We start from the raw sequence: 14,503 nt of genomic DNA on the forward strand, positions 1-14,503 counted from the left end.
TAGAAATCATGAATGAAATTAATGCGTTTGACTTCATGTGATTTGACGCAATCTATGTAACTACCCTTTTTCGGGTAATATGGCCGATTCGGCTAATACATTTAATTTTTTTATAAATCGGGTAGGGGAGAGGTGATAAAATGCCAGGGAAAATATTGATTGTTGATGATCAATTTGGGATTCGTATTTTATTGAACGAGGTTTTACATAAAGAAGGGTATGAAACATTTCAAGCTGCAAATGGCATTCAAGCCTTGGAAGTGCTAAATAACCATTCACCTGATCTTGTATTACTGGATATGAAGATTCCGGGAATGGATGGAATTGAGATCCTGAAAAGGATGAAAGTGGTCGATCCGGACATCCGGGTCATAATCATGACCGCATATGGTGAACTTGATATGATCCAAGAAGCAAAGGATTTAGGTGCAATGACCCACTTTGCAAAGCCGTTTGATATTGATGATATTAGAAAAGCCGTTCGTGAATACTTACCGATTCAATCTAGTTAACGGTCTTGAAAATTCAATATTATTGACGAAAGAATTGCCGCGGCTATCTTTTTAAGAGGGCCGTGTTTTTTTGGAATAAAATTTGAGGCTTGGCATAGTGTATTTGTTGCTGTTTTTTTGATGTATTGATATGCTAAAAGAGGAGAGATATTCTGATTTATAAGCGTATGCTACTTTAGTTTTAGGGAATATCTAGAAAGAATTAACTTTAAAAATAATAACATCCACTAGTAGGAGGAAATCAAATGCCTTTAGTTTCTATGAAAGATATGCTGAATAAAGCTCTTGATGAAAAATATGCAGTAGGTCAATTCAATATCAATAACCTGGAATGGACCCAAGCTATCCTAGCTGCTGCAGAACAAGAAAAATCTCCAGTAATCCTTGGTGTTTCCGAAGGGGCTGCCCGTCACATGGGTGGTTTTAAAACGACTGTCATGATGGTTCAAGGATTGTTGGAAGACATGAAAATCACTGTTCCTGTGGCCATTCACCTTGACCATGGTTCAAGTTTTGATAAATGTAAAGAAGCTATCGAAGCTGGATTCACTTCAGTAATGATCGATGCTTCACACCATCCAATCGAAGAAAATATCGAAACAACGAAGAAGGTTGTCGAATTCGCTCACGCACGAAATGTTTCGGTTGAAGCGGAAGTGGGCACGGTTGGTGGACAAGAAGATGATGTAATTGCTGATGGAGTCGTATATGCAGATCCTCAAGAATGTGAACAGTTAGTTAAAGAAACGAATGTCGACTGCTTTGCTCCAGCATTGGGATCCGTTCACGGACCGTACAAAGGTGAACCTGACCTAGGCTATAAAGAAATGGAAGAAGTACGGGATTTAACGAACAAACCTCTTGTTCTTCATGGTGGTACAGGCATTCCTACGAAAGATATCCAAAAAGCGATTTCTCTTGGAACATCAAAAATCAATGTGAATACGGAAAATCAAATTGTGTTCACAAAAGCTGTTCGTGAAGTTCTGAATAACGATGCTGAAGTATACGATCCTCGTAAATTCATGGTTCCTGGCCGTGAAGCTATTAAAGAAACTGTCATCGGCAAAATACGTGAATTTGGTTCAAACGGCAAAGCATAATTTTTCAACTGCAGCATAAGGGTTCCATCCCTTTGCATGTAAGATGCCATAGGTAATGTTTCCATTGGGGGGGCACCTCCCCTAATGGTTTCTTTTAGATGCAGGGCTGAATCCAAGCTCTATTTTTTGAAGAATTAGAATTCAGATGCATATAGGGAAAGAAAAAATCGATTACATACGGAGGCTATTTTATGAAATTCTTTATAGATACAGCAAACATGGAAGAAATCAAACAAGCGCACGAACTGGGCGTTTTAGCTGGAGTTACGACTAACCCGTCCCTTGTTGCAAGAGAAAAGGGAGTTTCTTTCCATGACCGGCTAAAAGAAATCACAAGCCTTGTTAAGGAATCCGTTTCTGCAGAAGTCATTGCGCTTGATTTTGAAGGAATGATGGCTGAAGCCAAAGAACTTGTTGCGATTGCACCTAATATCACGATTAAAGTACCAATGACTCCAGACGGTTTGAAGGCTGTTGCAGCTCTTACAAAACAAGGTGTCAAAACAAATGTCACCCTTATTTTCAGTGCTAACCAAGCATTATTGGCAGCTAGGGCAGGAGCGACTTATGTATCCCCATTTTTAGGACGCTTGGATGACATCGGCCAAAATGGTTTGGATTTAATTTCGGATATTGCTGACATATTCGCGATCCATGATATCAATGCTGAAATCATTGCAGCTTCTATCCGCCATCCGATGCATATTACTGAAGCGGCTCTTAAAGGGGCACATATTGCAACGATCCCTTATAAAGTTTTGATTCAATTATTCCACCACCCATTAACGGACAAAGGGATTGAAGCTTTCTTGAAGGATTGGAATTCACGTACTGAAGCATAATGCCTTGCCGCTAAGTCACTATAGATTGCACCGTTTAAATAAAATTAACATAAATTAGAAATTTTTATCTTTTTTTTACATGAATTTTCTACTTTTGTGTAAACTAAAGAACTAGATAGTGAATGTTGTCGGATTATGAAATTCTCCTGTGGTAAAATATTACTTTTTTGAAAGTAGCATCTAAGTGCTTAGCGTGGAAGGGAGTTTATTATGGAAAAACTTAAAATTGCCGGTGGCTATCCTTTAAAGGGAAGCATTCGTGTCAGCGGAGCAAAAAATAGTGCGGTCGCCCTTATCCCTGCAACAATTTTAGCGGACTCTCCCGTAACGATTGAAGGCCTGCCTGATATCTCGGATGTTCAGATGCTGAAAGAGTTAATGGAGGAAATTGGCGGTGAGGTATCCTTTGATGATGGGGAAATGACAGTGAATCCCAGCAGGATGATTTCAATGCCTCTTCCAAATGGAAGAGTTAAGAAGTTACGCGCCTCTTATTATTTAATGGGGGCAATGCTTGGTAAATTCAAAAAGGCAGTGATTGGTTTGCCTGGAGGCTGCCATTTAGGACCTCGCCCAATAGATCAACATATTAAGGGGTTCGAAGCACTAGGCGCACAAGTGACGAATGAACAAGGAGCCATTTACCTTAGGGCGGACGAGCTACGGGGAGCACGCATTTATTTGGATGTCGTTAGTGTAGGGGCAACGATCAATATTATGCTTGCCGCCGTTTTGGCCAAAGGCCGCACTGTGATTGAAAATGCTGCGAAAGAACCGGAAATCATCGATGTTGCCACTTTGTTGACCAATATGGGAGCGAAAATCAAGGGTGCAGGAACGGATATCATCCGTATTGATGGTGTGGAAAGTTTGCATGGGTGCAAACATACAATCATACCGGATCGGATTGAAGCCGGTACTTTCATGATTTTAGCCGCTGCTGTCGGTGAAGGAATCTTGATCGACAATGTCATTCCCCAACATTTGGAGTCATTGACTGCCAAAATGAGGGAAATGGGGATTAATATTGAAGCCGGTGATGATCAGATATTTGTTTCACCGGGAGAAAAATATAAATCCGTAGATATCAAGACGTTGGTTTACCCTGGATTTCCAACAGATCTTCAGCAACCTTTCACTTCTCTTTTAACAAAAGCCAGCGGTTCTAGCATGGTGACCGATACGATATACGGGGCACGATTCAAGCATATTGATGAACTGCGACGCATGAATGCGAAGATCAAAGTCGAGGGCAGAGCGGGCATCATTGATGGTCCTGTCCAACTTCATGGGGCAAAAGTGAAGGCAAGCGATTTACGTGCCGGAGCAGCTCTGGTAATTGCCGGTTTAATGGCTGAAGGGATTACAGAAGTGACCGGGCTTGAACATATAGATCGCGGATATAGCCATCTGGTTGAGAAACTTTCAGGTTTGGGAGCAACGATTTGGCGTGAAGAAATGACGCAAGAAGAGGTGGAGCAGCTTAAAAGCTGATCCCTTTTCTTGTTACCTCATTGTGTTACTATATATGATATAATGTGTTATACTAATATATAAATAAATCATGCTAGTGTACATGAGGGGGAACCGGAAATGGAAAGAAGTTTATCGATGGAGCTTGTTCGCGTAACAGAGGCGGCGGCACTAAATTCTGCTCGTTGGATGGGAAGAGGAAAGAAAGACGAAGCAGATGATGCAGCAACAACTGCAATGCGGGATGTTTTCAATACTATTCCCATGCAAGGGACGGTTGTAATCGGTGAAGGGGAAATGGATGAAGCGCCAATGCTTTATATTGGTGAAAAGCTTGGTACTGGTCTTGGGCCACTAGTGGATGTTGCAGTTGATCCTTTGGAAGGAACGAACATCGTTGCATCTGGCGGCTGGAATGCATTGGCTGTATTGGCGATAGCCGATAAGGGGAACTTGCTTCATGCCCCGGATATGTATATGGATAAAATAGCTGTCGGTCCCGAGGCTGTTGGTCAGATTGATATCAATGCTTCTGTGTTGGACAACCTGAAAGCGGTAGCCAAGGCAAAAAATAAAGATATCCAAGACGTAGTCGCAACAGTATTGAACCGCGATCGCCATTCGAAAATCATTCACGAACTTCGTGAGGCTGGGGCACGTATCAAGTTGATCAACGATGGAGATGTAGCCGGTGCCATCAATACGGCTTTCGATCTTACCGGTGTTGACATCTTATTCGGATCTGGCGGAGCTCCAGAGGGAGTTATTGCAGCTGTTGCCTTAAAATGCCTCGGAGGGGAAATTCAAGGTAAGCTTCTTCCTCAAAATGATGAAGAAGTTGAACGCTGTTTAAAAATGGGCCTTGATGTAGGAAGAGTCCTGAGAATGGAAGACCTTGTTCGCGGAGATGACGCGATTTTTGCTGCGACAGGTGTGACTGATGGAGAACTTTTACGCGGTGTACAATTTAAAGGGCATTACGGCGAAACACAATCCGTAGTCATGCGTGCTAAATCTGGTACCGTTCGTTTCATTGATGGACGCCACAGTCTTAAAATTAAACCGAATGGTTTGATTGACTGAGAACGTTTTTTAGAAAGTATCACCGATAAAAAGCGAGCGGTTTCATCGCTCGCTTTCTCTTTTAAAAAATTTAAGTTGAATAATTAAAATAAAAAAAGTAAAATAAAGCTTGGTCTACTATTAATTGATTTATATATATAAAATCTGCCCTTTCACTCCAAACTTCAAGAAGCCTTCAAATAATTTTCTTCTTTACATGTAAAAATGTATCATCCTTTCTAAGAAAACTCTGGTCGGGTACATGGATTGCGGTTTTTCTTCCATCTAACAAACCATTTCTTTTTCAGTATGGGTGAAAACGTTTAATTAATAAAAGTGTGGTGTCATAATGAATTTAACTATTTCTAATTTAGAAAACATGAAACTAAAGGATCTCTATGAGCACGCGCGTGAATATAAAGTTTCCTATTACAGCAAACTTTCAAAAAAGGAACTTATTTTCGCTATCCTGAAAGCACAAGCTGAGCAGGATGGTCTCCTATTCATGGAGGGCGTTTTAGAGATCATCCCTTCTGAAGGCTTTGGATTCCTGCGTCCAATTAATTATTCTCCAAGCTCGGAGGATATTTATATTTCCGCTTCACAGATCCGCAGATTCGATTTGCGAAATGGAGATAAAGTGTCCGGTAAGGTAAGGCCTCCAAAAGAAAATGAGCGCTATTATGGATTGCTGCATGTCGAAGCCGTCAATGGCGATAATCCGGAATCAGCTAAAGAGCGTGTTCATTTTCCAGGTTTAACACCGTTGTATCCAAACAGGCAAATCAAACTGGAAACGACACCAAAGAACATATCAACTAGAATTATGGATGTCCTGGCACCGGTCGGTTTTGGACAGCGTGGGTTGATTGTCGCACCGCCAAAAGCTGGTAAAACGATGCTCATCAAAGAAATTGCCAATGCGATAACCACGAACCATCCTGAATCCGAATTGATTGTGCTGTTGATCGATGAACGCCCGGAAGAAGTGACGGACATTGAACGTTCCGTTGCTGGAGACGTGGTAAGTTCAACGTTCGATGAAGTGCCGGAAAACCATATTAAGGTAGCTGAGCTAGTGTTAGAACGGGCCATGCGACTTGTGGAGCATAAGCGGGATGTCATCATTTTAATGGACAGCATCACTCGACTTGCCCGTGCTTACAACCTTGTCATTCCACCAAGCGGGCGTACATTATCCGGAGGGATTGACCCTGCTGCATTCCATCGTCCAAAACGCTTCTTCGGTGCGGCAAGGAATATCGAGGAAGGCGGCAGCCTGACGATCCTTGCTACAGCATTGGTAGATACGGGTTCAAGAATGGACGATGTCATTTATGAAGAATTTAAAGGTACGGGTAATATGGAACTGCATTTAGATCGTGCACTTGCCGAAAGACGTATCTTCCCTGCAATCGACATTCGTCGCTCAGGCACTCGTAAAGAAGAATTGTTAATTCCGAAAGATCGCCTGGATAAACTATGGGCCATTAGGAAAACGATGTCGGATTCACCTGATTTCTCAGAGAAATTCCTTCGCCGTCTAAAACAGACAAAAGGCAATGAAGAATTTTTCAGTAAGTTGGATGAAGAAATGACAGAAATGAAAAAGGGACCAGCGAGCGTAAAACGTTCTTAAACAGTGAAAGAAACAAACTGTTGCACAACTAGTTTTAAGTTGCTATAATGAGTTCATGTGTTTTTACAATAAATGTGAGAGTGTTTTTCCCTCACCTTGAAGTATATAACTCTGTTTCGAATGATTCAGGGCAGAAGGAGCTGAAAAGAATGAAAACTGGAATTCATCCAAATTATAAACTTTCAAAAGTATCTTGCTCTTGCGGAAACACTTTTGAAACTGGTTCAGTTAAAGAAGAGATCAAAGTTGAGACTTGTTCAGAGTGCCATCCATTCTATACTGGTCGTCAAAAATTCGCTGAAGCTGGCGGACGTGTTGATCGTTTCAACAAAAAATACGGTATTAAATAAGCCGGACTTTTTAAAAACAGGCAAGTATTTTTCTTGCCTGTTTTTTCTTTTCTGTAAACAAGTAAGAATTTATATAAAGCCGGGTCCACTTCAATTATGGCCAAGGGATCGACAGGTGGAAGGGAGTAGCTGTTTCCATGTATGTAATGAAACAAACAGGCTGGATCGAGCTTATTTGCGGAAGCATGTTTTCAGGTAAGTCTGAGGAATTGATTAAACGAGTCAGCCGTGCTCAATTTGCTAAAGAGCAAATAGCTGTATTTAAACCAGCTATAGATAATCGCTATGCGGAAGAGGCTGTCGTATCACACAATGGCTCTTCTGTGATGGCAAAACCGATTGCCCATTCAACGGATATTTTTAAGTGTTTGGACAAGCCCCTGGATATCATTGCAATAGATGAAGTTCAATTTTTTGATCATGAAATTATCGGGGTTGCCCAGCATCTTGCGGACAGCGGTTATCGAGTGATTATGGCTGGACTCGATCAAGATTTCAGAGGTGAACCATTCGGTCCTATGCCCGTTCTATTATCGCTGGCAGAATCAGTGACTAAGCTACAGGCTGTGTGTGAAGTGTGCGGATCACCTGCGAGCAGGACACAGCGGTTGATAGATGGAGCGCCGGCCTCCTATGATGAGCCGATCATCCTTGTGGGTGCATCGGAATCATACGAGCCCCGCTGCCGCCATCATCACGAAGTTCCAGGTAAGCAAGCTGTTGGGATTAAAGAACATATTTGAATGATGGTGCCCTATGATCCGATGAGATCTTAGGGTGCTTTTTTTTGAAGAAATGGTTAAATCATAGCGGAAAGTGAGTTTATTCTAAAGGCGGTAAGATCTACGCAAAAAAACTGCTGAAGGTATTCAGATGGTAAGACCAATACATGGAAGGGAAATAAAAGATAAATACTGCCCCATTTTGGGAAGGCTAACAAGGAAATGTTCTTCTTAACTAGTCAAAATGGAGGGAAAAAAATATGAAATCAAAACTGTTTTTTATGACGGCCTTTCTTCTTGCTGCACTAACGGCATGCGGTCAAAATGACAATGCAATAAATAATGATTCGGAATATGGTGATCAATCCCGGGATGGCCAGGATTTTGTTGGCAAAGGTTTAAATCGTGTGTCCAATAATGATTGGGATAATGAAGCGGAACGTCCATCGGATCAAGTCCTCAACACACCGCATCATACATCCAATAATTCTCCATCCATGGGGCAGGAAATTGATGAAATCAGAGGGATCATTAAATCGGAAACTAATTATGAGGCAGGCTCCGTTTGGTTTAACGGCAATACCATACATGTTACGGTCCATGATAACGGCGAAATCAAGACGGAAAAAGAAAGAAATAAGGAAAAGCAGCGAATTCAAGGCATTATAACCAAGGTTGTGCCCCAATATAATATAGATGTTGATTTAAAGAAATAACCACAATTTTGAATCCTCTTTGACGTTGATTATTCACCTATACTATAATTAACCTAGAAGTGAACTGAGCTGGGGCACTGAACTACTTATTTATAGTTAGAAAAGATGGATTACTCCCAATACGTTTCATGGAGATGTTTTGGAAAATTTATGAGGTGAATAATTTGTTTGATCGATTGCAAGCAGTAGAAGATAGATATGAAAGATTGAATGAACTATTAAGTGACCCGGAGATCATTAATGACTCTAAGAAGCTAAGGGAATATTCCAAGGAGCAATCCAGTATTCAAGAGACCGCATCGGCTTATAAAGAATATAAAACGGTTCGTGAGCAACTCCAGGAAGCCAAGGCGATGCTGGAGGACAAACTTGATGCGGATATGCGTGAAATGGTTAAAGAAGAGATCAATGAACTTGAAGAGACCATACAAGGCCTTGAGGATAAACTGAAAATCTTGCTCATTCCTAAAGACCCTAACGATGATAAGAATGTAATCATGGAGATCCGCGGAGCGGCAGGCGGAGACGAGGCGGCCTTATTTGCAGGTAGCCTATACCGAATGTATAGCCGTTTTGCTGAGGTTCAGGGTTGGCGGACTGAAGTCATTGAAGCAAGTCCTACAGGGCTTGGAGGCTACAAGGAAATCATATTCATGATTAATGGAAATGGCGCTTATTCAAAATTGAAATTCGAAAATGGAGCCCATCGCGTTCAGCGAGTACCTGAAACTGAATCAGGTGGACGGATTCATACATCTACAGCCACGGTTGCCGTTTTACCGGAAGCTGAGGAAGTGGAAGTCGAAATCCATGATAAGGATGTTCGCGTCGATACCTTTGCATCAAGCGGTCCTGGAGGGCAAAGTGTCAACACGACCATGTCAGCGGTGCGATTGACACATATTCCGACGAATACGGTTGTATCTTGTCAAGATGAAAAATCACAAATCAAGAACAAAGAAAAAGCAATGAAGGTTTTGCGTGCCAGGGTGTATGATAAAATCCATCGCGAAGTGCAGGCTGAATATGACCAAAATAGAAAGCTTGCTGTTGGAACGGGCGATCGATCCGAAAGGATTCGCACGTATAACTTCCCGCAAAACCGCGTTACCGACCACCGTATTGGTTTAACGATTCAAAAGCTGGATCAAATCATGGAAGGTAAACTGGATGATGTCGTGGATGCTTTAATCATGGAAGACCAATCTTCCAGGCTGGAAAATGCAGATGAATAATTCTGCCTTGAAAGTGTTTGAAGCCCTTAAATGGGCTTCTTCTTTTTTAAAGGAAAATGACCGTGACGCCAATGCAGGGGAAATCCTGTTACAGCATTTTTTAAAACTAACGCGCTCCCAGTTACTGGCCAACCTTCATGATGAGCTCAGTGAAGCGGATTTTGGACAATTTAAGGCAGCTGTTGAGCTTCATGCTGATGGAACGCCCATCCAATATATAATAGGCAGTGAAGAATTTTATGGACGGACCTTCTTTGTGAATGAAGAAGTGCTGATACCGAGACCTGAAACAGAAGAATTGATTTATTATACATTACGTAAGCTTCCGGCCGTTTTTATGGAGGGACAGAAGCTCCGTTTAGCGGATATTGGGACAGGCAGCGGTGCAATCGCCATTACGATGAAGCTTGAAAAATCAAACTTGTCGGTGACGGCCACGGACATAGCAGATCCTTCACTTGAGGTGGCGAAGAAAAATGCCGAATCACTTGGTGCCGAAGTGCAGTTCGTGCAAGGTGATTTACTTCAGCCGTTGATTAACATGAACCAGAAAGTGGACATCCTTTTATCTAATCCGCCATATATACCAAATGATGATCAAAAATCCATGTCTGTAGTCGTAACGGGTCATGAACCCCATCGTGCATTATTTGCGGGTATCGATGGTCTGGACTTTTACCGCCGCTTTATGGAACAGTTACCTCTGATCATGGAGGTGCCTGGACTAATCGGTTTTGAAGTGGGCACTGGGCAGGGCCAGGCAGTTGCCGATTTATTGAAGCGGACTTTTCCTGCCGCAGAAGTATCCGTTGTAAATGACATTAACGAAAAAGATCGAATGGTCTTTGCTGAATTAAAATGATTCGTCTCCCTATGTGAGACGGATTTTTTTGTATGGACATCCCTCATTATCGATTTGGAATCTATATTTCCAGCATTAATTTTTTTATTTTTACTAGTTTAAGATAGCTGGAAAATGGTGAGACTAATTCATGTGAGGGGGCGAAGGCGATGAAAACTAAACATTTAGCCATTATTTATCTATTAATCTTAACAATAGGAACGATTGTAAGTATATATATGCCTAAAGCGGAGATGGTCGGTGCAGAAGAAACGATGGTAATTCCGGATGAGGCGATTCGTCTGAGGATACTTGCTAATAGTGATACAGAAAAGGATCAAGCGGTTAAACGGCTGATTAGGGATCAGGTAAATGAAGATATCACAAAATGGGTCGAGGAGCTTACTTCATTGGATGAAGCGAGGGATGTGATCACCTCGCATCTACCGGATATTCAAGCCACGGCTGAGGCAGTTATAAAGGAACATGGTTTGGAACAGTCAGTAAAAGTGGATTTTGGACAAGCCGAATTTCCGACAAAACTTTACGGGCAGTATTTATATCCGGCAGGTGATTATGAAGCTGTGATCATCACACTTGGTGAAGGGGAAGGGGCTAATTGGTGGTGTGTGTTATTTCCTCCACTATGTTTCTTGGATTTTTCAAATGGAACAGCTGTAAGTCAAAGTCCGATTGTCGAGGATGAAGATGAAGGATCTGTAACTTCGGAAGGGAAGGCTTATGCTGCAACGAATGAGGAGAAAGAACCTGTTCCAGAGGAAGCGGTTGAAGAAGAAGTACTGGTTGAAAAGGTAAAAGGGCCAGATGCAGTAGTTGAAGAAGAAGCAATTGAGGAAAGTGTGGAAATACCGCAAAAAACGGTAAAAGAAGAGGTTGTAGAGCCAGAAGTAAAAGGAGAAGTGACAGAAGAAAAAGGCACGGATGAAGTAACGGAGGAAGTAATTGATGGGAATGTAGATGAAAATAAGGTTAAACTTGCGGCATCCAATGAACAAGGTCAACAATTATATGAAGGGGAAAAGGAGCCAGAGGTGAAAGTGAAGTCCTTATTTGCAGAAATCCTAAATGATCTTTTTTAAAAAGAGGGCGGCCCTCTTTTTTTATGATCAGATAATTTCGAAAACATATCCACAGGGTTATTAACAAAAAATCAAAAAAGTCTGTCATTAATCATTAATATCCACAAACTTATCCACGGTTTCGGTAGTGTTATCCACAATTTGTGGATAACACTTGAATTATGTGTATACTTCTTTTATACTTTCAAAGTATATTTCAAGTAAAATTAGTACGATAAGTTGATAATACCGTTCATATAAAAGCGATTATATAAAATAAGAAATGTTAAAAGGCGATGGTGTTTAAGATGAAAACGAAAGTTTGGTCAGTGGATAAAGATGTGGATAATTTACAAAGTTATCCCCAGATTACACAATCAGCTGAATTATTAAAGGATAATCAAGTGGTTGCTTTTCCTACAGAGACCGTTTATGGACTAGGAGCGAATGCCAAAAGTGACGAGGCAGTCAAAAAAGTGTTTGAAGCAAAGGGGCGTCCGAGTGATAATCCATTAATCGTTCATATAGCCTCAGCTGACCAGTTGTCAGGTATTGTAGAGGAGATTCCTGATCAGGCACGAAAGCTGATGGCTGAATTTTGGCCGGGTCCTTTGACTTTGATCATGAAACGAAAACCGGGCCAGCTATCGAATCTTGTGACGGCTGGATTAGAGACGGTGGCTGTCAGGATGCCGGATCATCAGGTTGCACTCGGTCTAATTCGTGCGAGTGATTTGCCCATTGCGGCTCCAAGTGCAAATACTTCAGGAAAACCAAGTCCCACTTCAGCTAAACATGTTGAAGATGACTTGATGGGCCGGATTGCAGGCATAGTCGATGGCGGGACTACGGGTGTGGGTGTGGAATCAACAGTACTTGATTGCACAGTGGAAGTCCCTGTTATTTTAAGGCCTGGCGGGGTGACTCTGGAACAGCTGGAAGCTGTCATAGGGGAAGTCAGGCAAGATGTCGCTTTGAAGAATCAGGAAACGGCGCCAAAAGCTCCGGGCATGAAATATACCCACTATGCTCCGAAGGCCCCTCTATATTTAGTCAAGGGTAATCAAGATTTCCTTCAGAAACTTGTGGATAAAAAAAGAAGTGACGGGTTAAAGGTAGGCATCATAACGGCTTTAGAACATCAACAGGATTATCAGGCGGATTATGTGGTTGTCCCTGGTTCATTAGCGGATTTACATACAGTTGCCACAGGCTTATATGATACTTTACGACAGTTTGATGAGCTGGAGGTCGATATCATTTTTAGTGAAATGTTTCCTGAATGTGGGATCGGAGCCGCTGTCATGAACCGCCTTGAGAAGGCGGCAGGTCATCAAATCATCGAGGAACATGTGTAATAAGGACTGATTTATTCTTCTAATTCTTTTCGGACATGCATAACATGTAGTAGGCACGTCCGAGGGAGGATTGGGATGAATACATTTGCTGGAGAAATCATCACCTTATTGCTCATGGCATTCGCGTTGGGAATGGATGCCTTTTCCGTCGGCCTTGGAATGGGAATGTTTAAGCTAAGGTTGAGGCAAATATTTTTTATAGGGCTGATAGTAGGCATTTTTCATATTTGGATGCCCTTGCTTGGTATGGGGGCAGGCCGTTTCATTTCAGAAAAATTCGGGACCTTTGCTACATACGCCGGCGGTCTATTGTTGGTCATTCTTGGTATCCAGATGTTTATCCCGGGTAAAAAGGAAGAATCTGGTATCAAGGAAAATAAGATGCTGGCTCCGGTCGGGAAAGGTCTATTCATTTTTGCTTTAGGCGTAAGCCTGGATAGCTTCTCAGTAGGGTTAACCCTGGGCATTTACGGTGCAAAAACGATTTTAACCATTCTATGTTTTGGGGTGGCTGCCGCCCTATTAACGTGGGCAGGGCTTCTACTGGGTAGAAAAATGCAAGGGTTGCTCGGGGTGTATAGTGAGATTCTTGGCGGAAGCATCCTGTGTGCATTTGGATTGAAATTATTGTTCTCTTTTTAATTCACTTGACATCATATCTTTCCTTCCTCAACTGTTCCGATTACCGGGGCGGTTTTTATTTATTCTTATGATATCAAGAGTGCTTATTTTTTTGACTATAAAGAACGGGCGATAGCTTATAATGAATAAAAAGGAGGCGTTAAAATGATACGAGTATTATTTGTATGTACGGGCAACACATGCAGAAGCCCCATGGCAGAAGCGATATTAAAAAACAAGAATATTAAGGGTATTGAAGTAAAGTCCGCTGGCGTTTATGCTTCAGCCGGCCAGGATGCTTCATTGCATGCTAAAAATGTATTGATTGAAAATGAAATAGTGCATAATCATCATTCAACGCCTTTATCCGAGAAGGAAATGGAGTGGGCTACTCATATTTTCACCATGACGGAAGGGCATAAAGCGGTCATCATCCGTACATACCCCAAGATGATCGGTAAGACTTTTACTTTGAAAGAATTCGTTATTGACGATAAATATGACAGGGACATAATGGATCCGTTTGGCGGTTCTGAAGACATTTATCAAGAGACGTTCAAGGAACTGCAGGAAATAATAGAAGAATTAGTCATAAGGCTCAAAGAGTAAACGATCTACAGGGGAAAAAAGAATGGCAGAAAGACCACATTATAATAAGTTTGGCTTGCGAAAAAAATTAGTTTTCTTCATCACAGCCCAAGCTCTGATTGTCAATTCATCCTTGCCGTGTTCCAATTTCTTGCTCCCTCCAATTTTATTTGAAAAGATGAGTTCGCTGAGTTTTAGTGTAGGGACGCTTATATTAGGCATATTGGGATCGGGGGTTCTTGCGTTTTTTGCTGCTGTTGTTCAGGGGCACTTCAAATTTGGTTCAAACTATTCAAGTTGAGGTCCAGACGTTGTAAAACACGATCAAGTCATATCGGCCAAATGAATAAGCCCAAAAAGGA

16 protein-coding genes are annotated in these 14,503 nt (G+C 41.7%); all 16 read left to right on the forward strand.

The window, feature by feature from the left end:
* Positions 1–140: 140 nt before the first annotated feature.
* The 16 genes from QUF94_RS01430 to QUF94_RS01505 all read left to right on the forward strand — a co-directional run bounded on the left by QUF94_RS01430 (position 141) and on the right by QUF94_RS01505 (position 14,442).
* Positions 141–512, forward strand: a complete 372-nt coding sequence (locus QUF94_RS01430) for a response regulator (RefSeq protein ID WP_034315860.1) — start codon at positions 141–143, stop codon at positions 510–512.
* A 245-nt stretch (positions 513–757) separates the two neighbouring features.
* The gene (locus QUF94_RS01435) at positions 758–1,615 is read left to right on the forward strand and encodes a class II fructose-bisphosphate aldolase (RefSeq protein ID WP_214744241.1); all 858 of its coding nucleotides are present in this window, start codon (positions 758–760) and stop codon (positions 1,613–1,615) included.
* A gap of 191 nt (positions 1,616–1,806) precedes the next feature.
* The gene (gene fsa / locus QUF94_RS01440) at positions 1,807–2,457 is read left to right on the forward strand and encodes a fructose-6-phosphate aldolase (RefSeq protein WP_289314296.1); all 651 of its coding nucleotides are present in this window, start codon (positions 1,807–1,809) and stop codon (positions 2,455–2,457) included.
* Between the two features lie 210 nt (positions 2,458–2,667).
* Positions 2,668–3,951, forward strand: a complete 1,284-nt coding sequence (locus QUF94_RS01445; RefSeq protein WP_125159891.1) for a UDP-N-acetylglucosamine 1-carboxyvinyltransferase — start codon at positions 2,668–2,670, stop codon at positions 3,949–3,951.
* A gap of 99 nt (positions 3,952–4,050) precedes the next feature.
* On the forward strand, positions 4,051–5,013 hold the full coding sequence (glpX, locus tag QUF94_RS01450) for a class II fructose-bisphosphatase (protein WP_289314297.1): 963 nt from the start codon (positions 4,051–4,053) through the stop codon (positions 5,011–5,013).
* A 328-nt stretch (positions 5,014–5,341) separates the two neighbouring features.
* Complete coding sequence (rho, locus tag QUF94_RS01455) at positions 5,342–6,631, forward strand: transcription termination factor Rho (protein WP_289314298.1); 1,290 nt, start codon at positions 5,342–5,344, stop codon at positions 6,629–6,631.
* A gap of 149 nt (positions 6,632–6,780) precedes the next feature.
* A complete protein-coding gene (gene rpmE / locus QUF94_RS01460; RefSeq protein ID WP_053348458.1) occupies positions 6,781–6,981 on the forward strand; it encodes a 50S ribosomal protein L31 in 201 nt (66 codons plus the stop codon).
* A gap of 137 nt (positions 6,982–7,118) precedes the next feature.
* Complete coding sequence (locus tag QUF94_RS01465; protein WP_289314299.1) at positions 7,119–7,724, forward strand: thymidine kinase; 606 nt, start codon at positions 7,119–7,121, stop codon at positions 7,722–7,724.
* 239 nt (positions 7,725–7,963) lie between these two features.
* A complete protein-coding gene (locus QUF94_RS01470; protein ID WP_289314300.1) occupies positions 7,964–8,419 on the forward strand; it encodes a hypothetical protein in 456 nt (151 codons plus the stop codon).
* A gap of 134 nt (positions 8,420–8,553) precedes the next feature.
* Entirely contained in the window at positions 8,554–9,654 is a 1,101-nt protein-coding gene (gene prfA, locus QUF94_RS01475) for a peptide chain release factor 1 (RefSeq protein WP_483313674.1), read from the forward strand.
* On the forward strand, positions 9,647–10,516 hold the full coding sequence (prmC, locus tag QUF94_RS01480) for a peptide chain release factor N(5)-glutamine methyltransferase (RefSeq protein ID WP_289318258.1): 870 nt from the start codon (positions 9,647–9,649) through the stop codon (positions 10,514–10,516). Before prfA ends, prmC begins: the two co-directional genes overlap by 8 nt.
* A gap of 149 nt (positions 10,517–10,665) precedes the next feature.
* A complete protein-coding gene (gene spoIIR, locus QUF94_RS01485; protein ID WP_289314301.1) occupies positions 10,666–11,595 on the forward strand; it encodes a stage II sporulation protein R in 930 nt (309 codons plus the stop codon).
* A 287-nt stretch (positions 11,596–11,882) separates the two neighbouring features.
* Entirely contained in the window at positions 11,883–12,932 is a 1,050-nt protein-coding gene (locus QUF94_RS01490) for an L-threonylcarbamoyladenylate synthase (protein WP_289314302.1), read from the forward strand.
* Between the two features lie 75 nt (positions 12,933–13,007).
* Entirely contained in the window at positions 13,008–13,574 is a 567-nt protein-coding gene (locus QUF94_RS01495; RefSeq protein WP_289314303.1) for a manganese efflux pump MntP, read from the forward strand.
* 144 nt (positions 13,575–13,718) lie between these two features.
* The gene (locus tag QUF94_RS01500; RefSeq protein ID WP_289314304.1) at positions 13,719–14,162 is read left to right on the forward strand and encodes a low molecular weight protein arginine phosphatase; all 444 of its coding nucleotides are present in this window, start codon (positions 13,719–13,721) and stop codon (positions 14,160–14,162) included.
* 22 nt (positions 14,163–14,184) lie between these two features.
* The gene (locus QUF94_RS01505; protein ID WP_289314305.1) at positions 14,185–14,442 is read left to right on the forward strand and encodes a hypothetical protein; all 258 of its coding nucleotides are present in this window, start codon (positions 14,185–14,187) and stop codon (positions 14,440–14,442) included.
* Positions 14,443–14,503: the final 61 nt, after the last annotated feature.

The organism is Peribacillus sp. NJ4 (genome assembly GCF_030348345.1).
Lineage (GTDB): Bacteria > Bacillota > Bacilli > Bacillales > DSM-1321 > Peribacillus.

Excerpts from the sequence above, each read along its gene's own strand:
- QUF94_RS01430 (WP_034315860.1), top strand. The coding sequence starts at position 141 with ATGCCAGGGAAAATATTGATTGTTGATGATCAATTTGGGATTCGTATT.
- QUF94_RS01435 (WP_214744241.1), top strand. The coding sequence starts at position 758 with ATGCCTTTAGTTTCTATGAAAGATATGCTGAATAAAGCTCTTGATGAA.
- fsa (WP_289314296.1), top strand. The coding sequence starts at position 1,807 with ATGAAATTCTTTATAGATACAGCAAACATGGAAGAAATCAAACAAGCG.
- QUF94_RS01445 (WP_125159891.1), top strand. The coding sequence starts at position 2,668 with ATGGAAAAACTTAAAATTGCCGGTGGCTATCCTTTAAAGGGAAGCATT.
- glpX (WP_289314297.1), top strand. The coding sequence starts at position 4,051 with ATGGAAAGAAGTTTATCGATGGAGCTTGTTCGCGTAACAGAGGCGGCG.
- rho (WP_289314298.1), top strand. The coding sequence starts at position 5,342 with ATGAATTTAACTATTTCTAATTTAGAAAACATGAAACTAAAGGATCTC.
- rpmE (WP_053348458.1), top strand. The coding sequence starts at position 6,781 with ATGAAAACTGGAATTCATCCAAATTATAAACTTTCAAAAGTATCTTGC.
- QUF94_RS01465 (WP_289314299.1), top strand. The coding sequence starts at position 7,119 with ATGTATGTAATGAAACAAACAGGCTGGATCGAGCTTATTTGCGGAAGC.
- QUF94_RS01470 (WP_289314300.1), top strand. The coding sequence starts at position 7,964 with ATGAAATCAAAACTGTTTTTTATGACGGCCTTTCTTCTTGCTGCACTA.
- prfA (WP_483313674.1), top strand. The coding sequence starts at position 8,554 with ATGTTTTGGAAAATTTATGAGGTGAATAATTTGTTTGATCGATTGCAA.
- prmC (WP_289318258.1), top strand. The coding sequence starts at position 9,647 with ATGAATAATTCTGCCTTGAAAGTGTTTGAAGCCCTTAAATGGGCTTCT.
- spoIIR (WP_289314301.1), top strand. The coding sequence starts at position 10,666 with ATGAAAACTAAACATTTAGCCATTATTTATCTATTAATCTTAACAATA.
- QUF94_RS01490 (WP_289314302.1), top strand. The coding sequence starts at position 11,883 with ATGAAAACGAAAGTTTGGTCAGTGGATAAAGATGTGGATAATTTACAA.
- QUF94_RS01495 (WP_289314303.1), top strand. The coding sequence starts at position 13,008 with ATGAATACATTTGCTGGAGAAATCATCACCTTATTGCTCATGGCATTC.
- QUF94_RS01500 (WP_289314304.1), top strand. The coding sequence starts at position 13,719 with ATGATACGAGTATTATTTGTATGTACGGGCAACACATGCAGAAGCCCC.
- QUF94_RS01505 (WP_289314305.1), top strand. The coding sequence starts at position 14,185 with ATGGCAGAAAGACCACATTATAATAAGTTTGGCTTGCGAAAAAAATTA.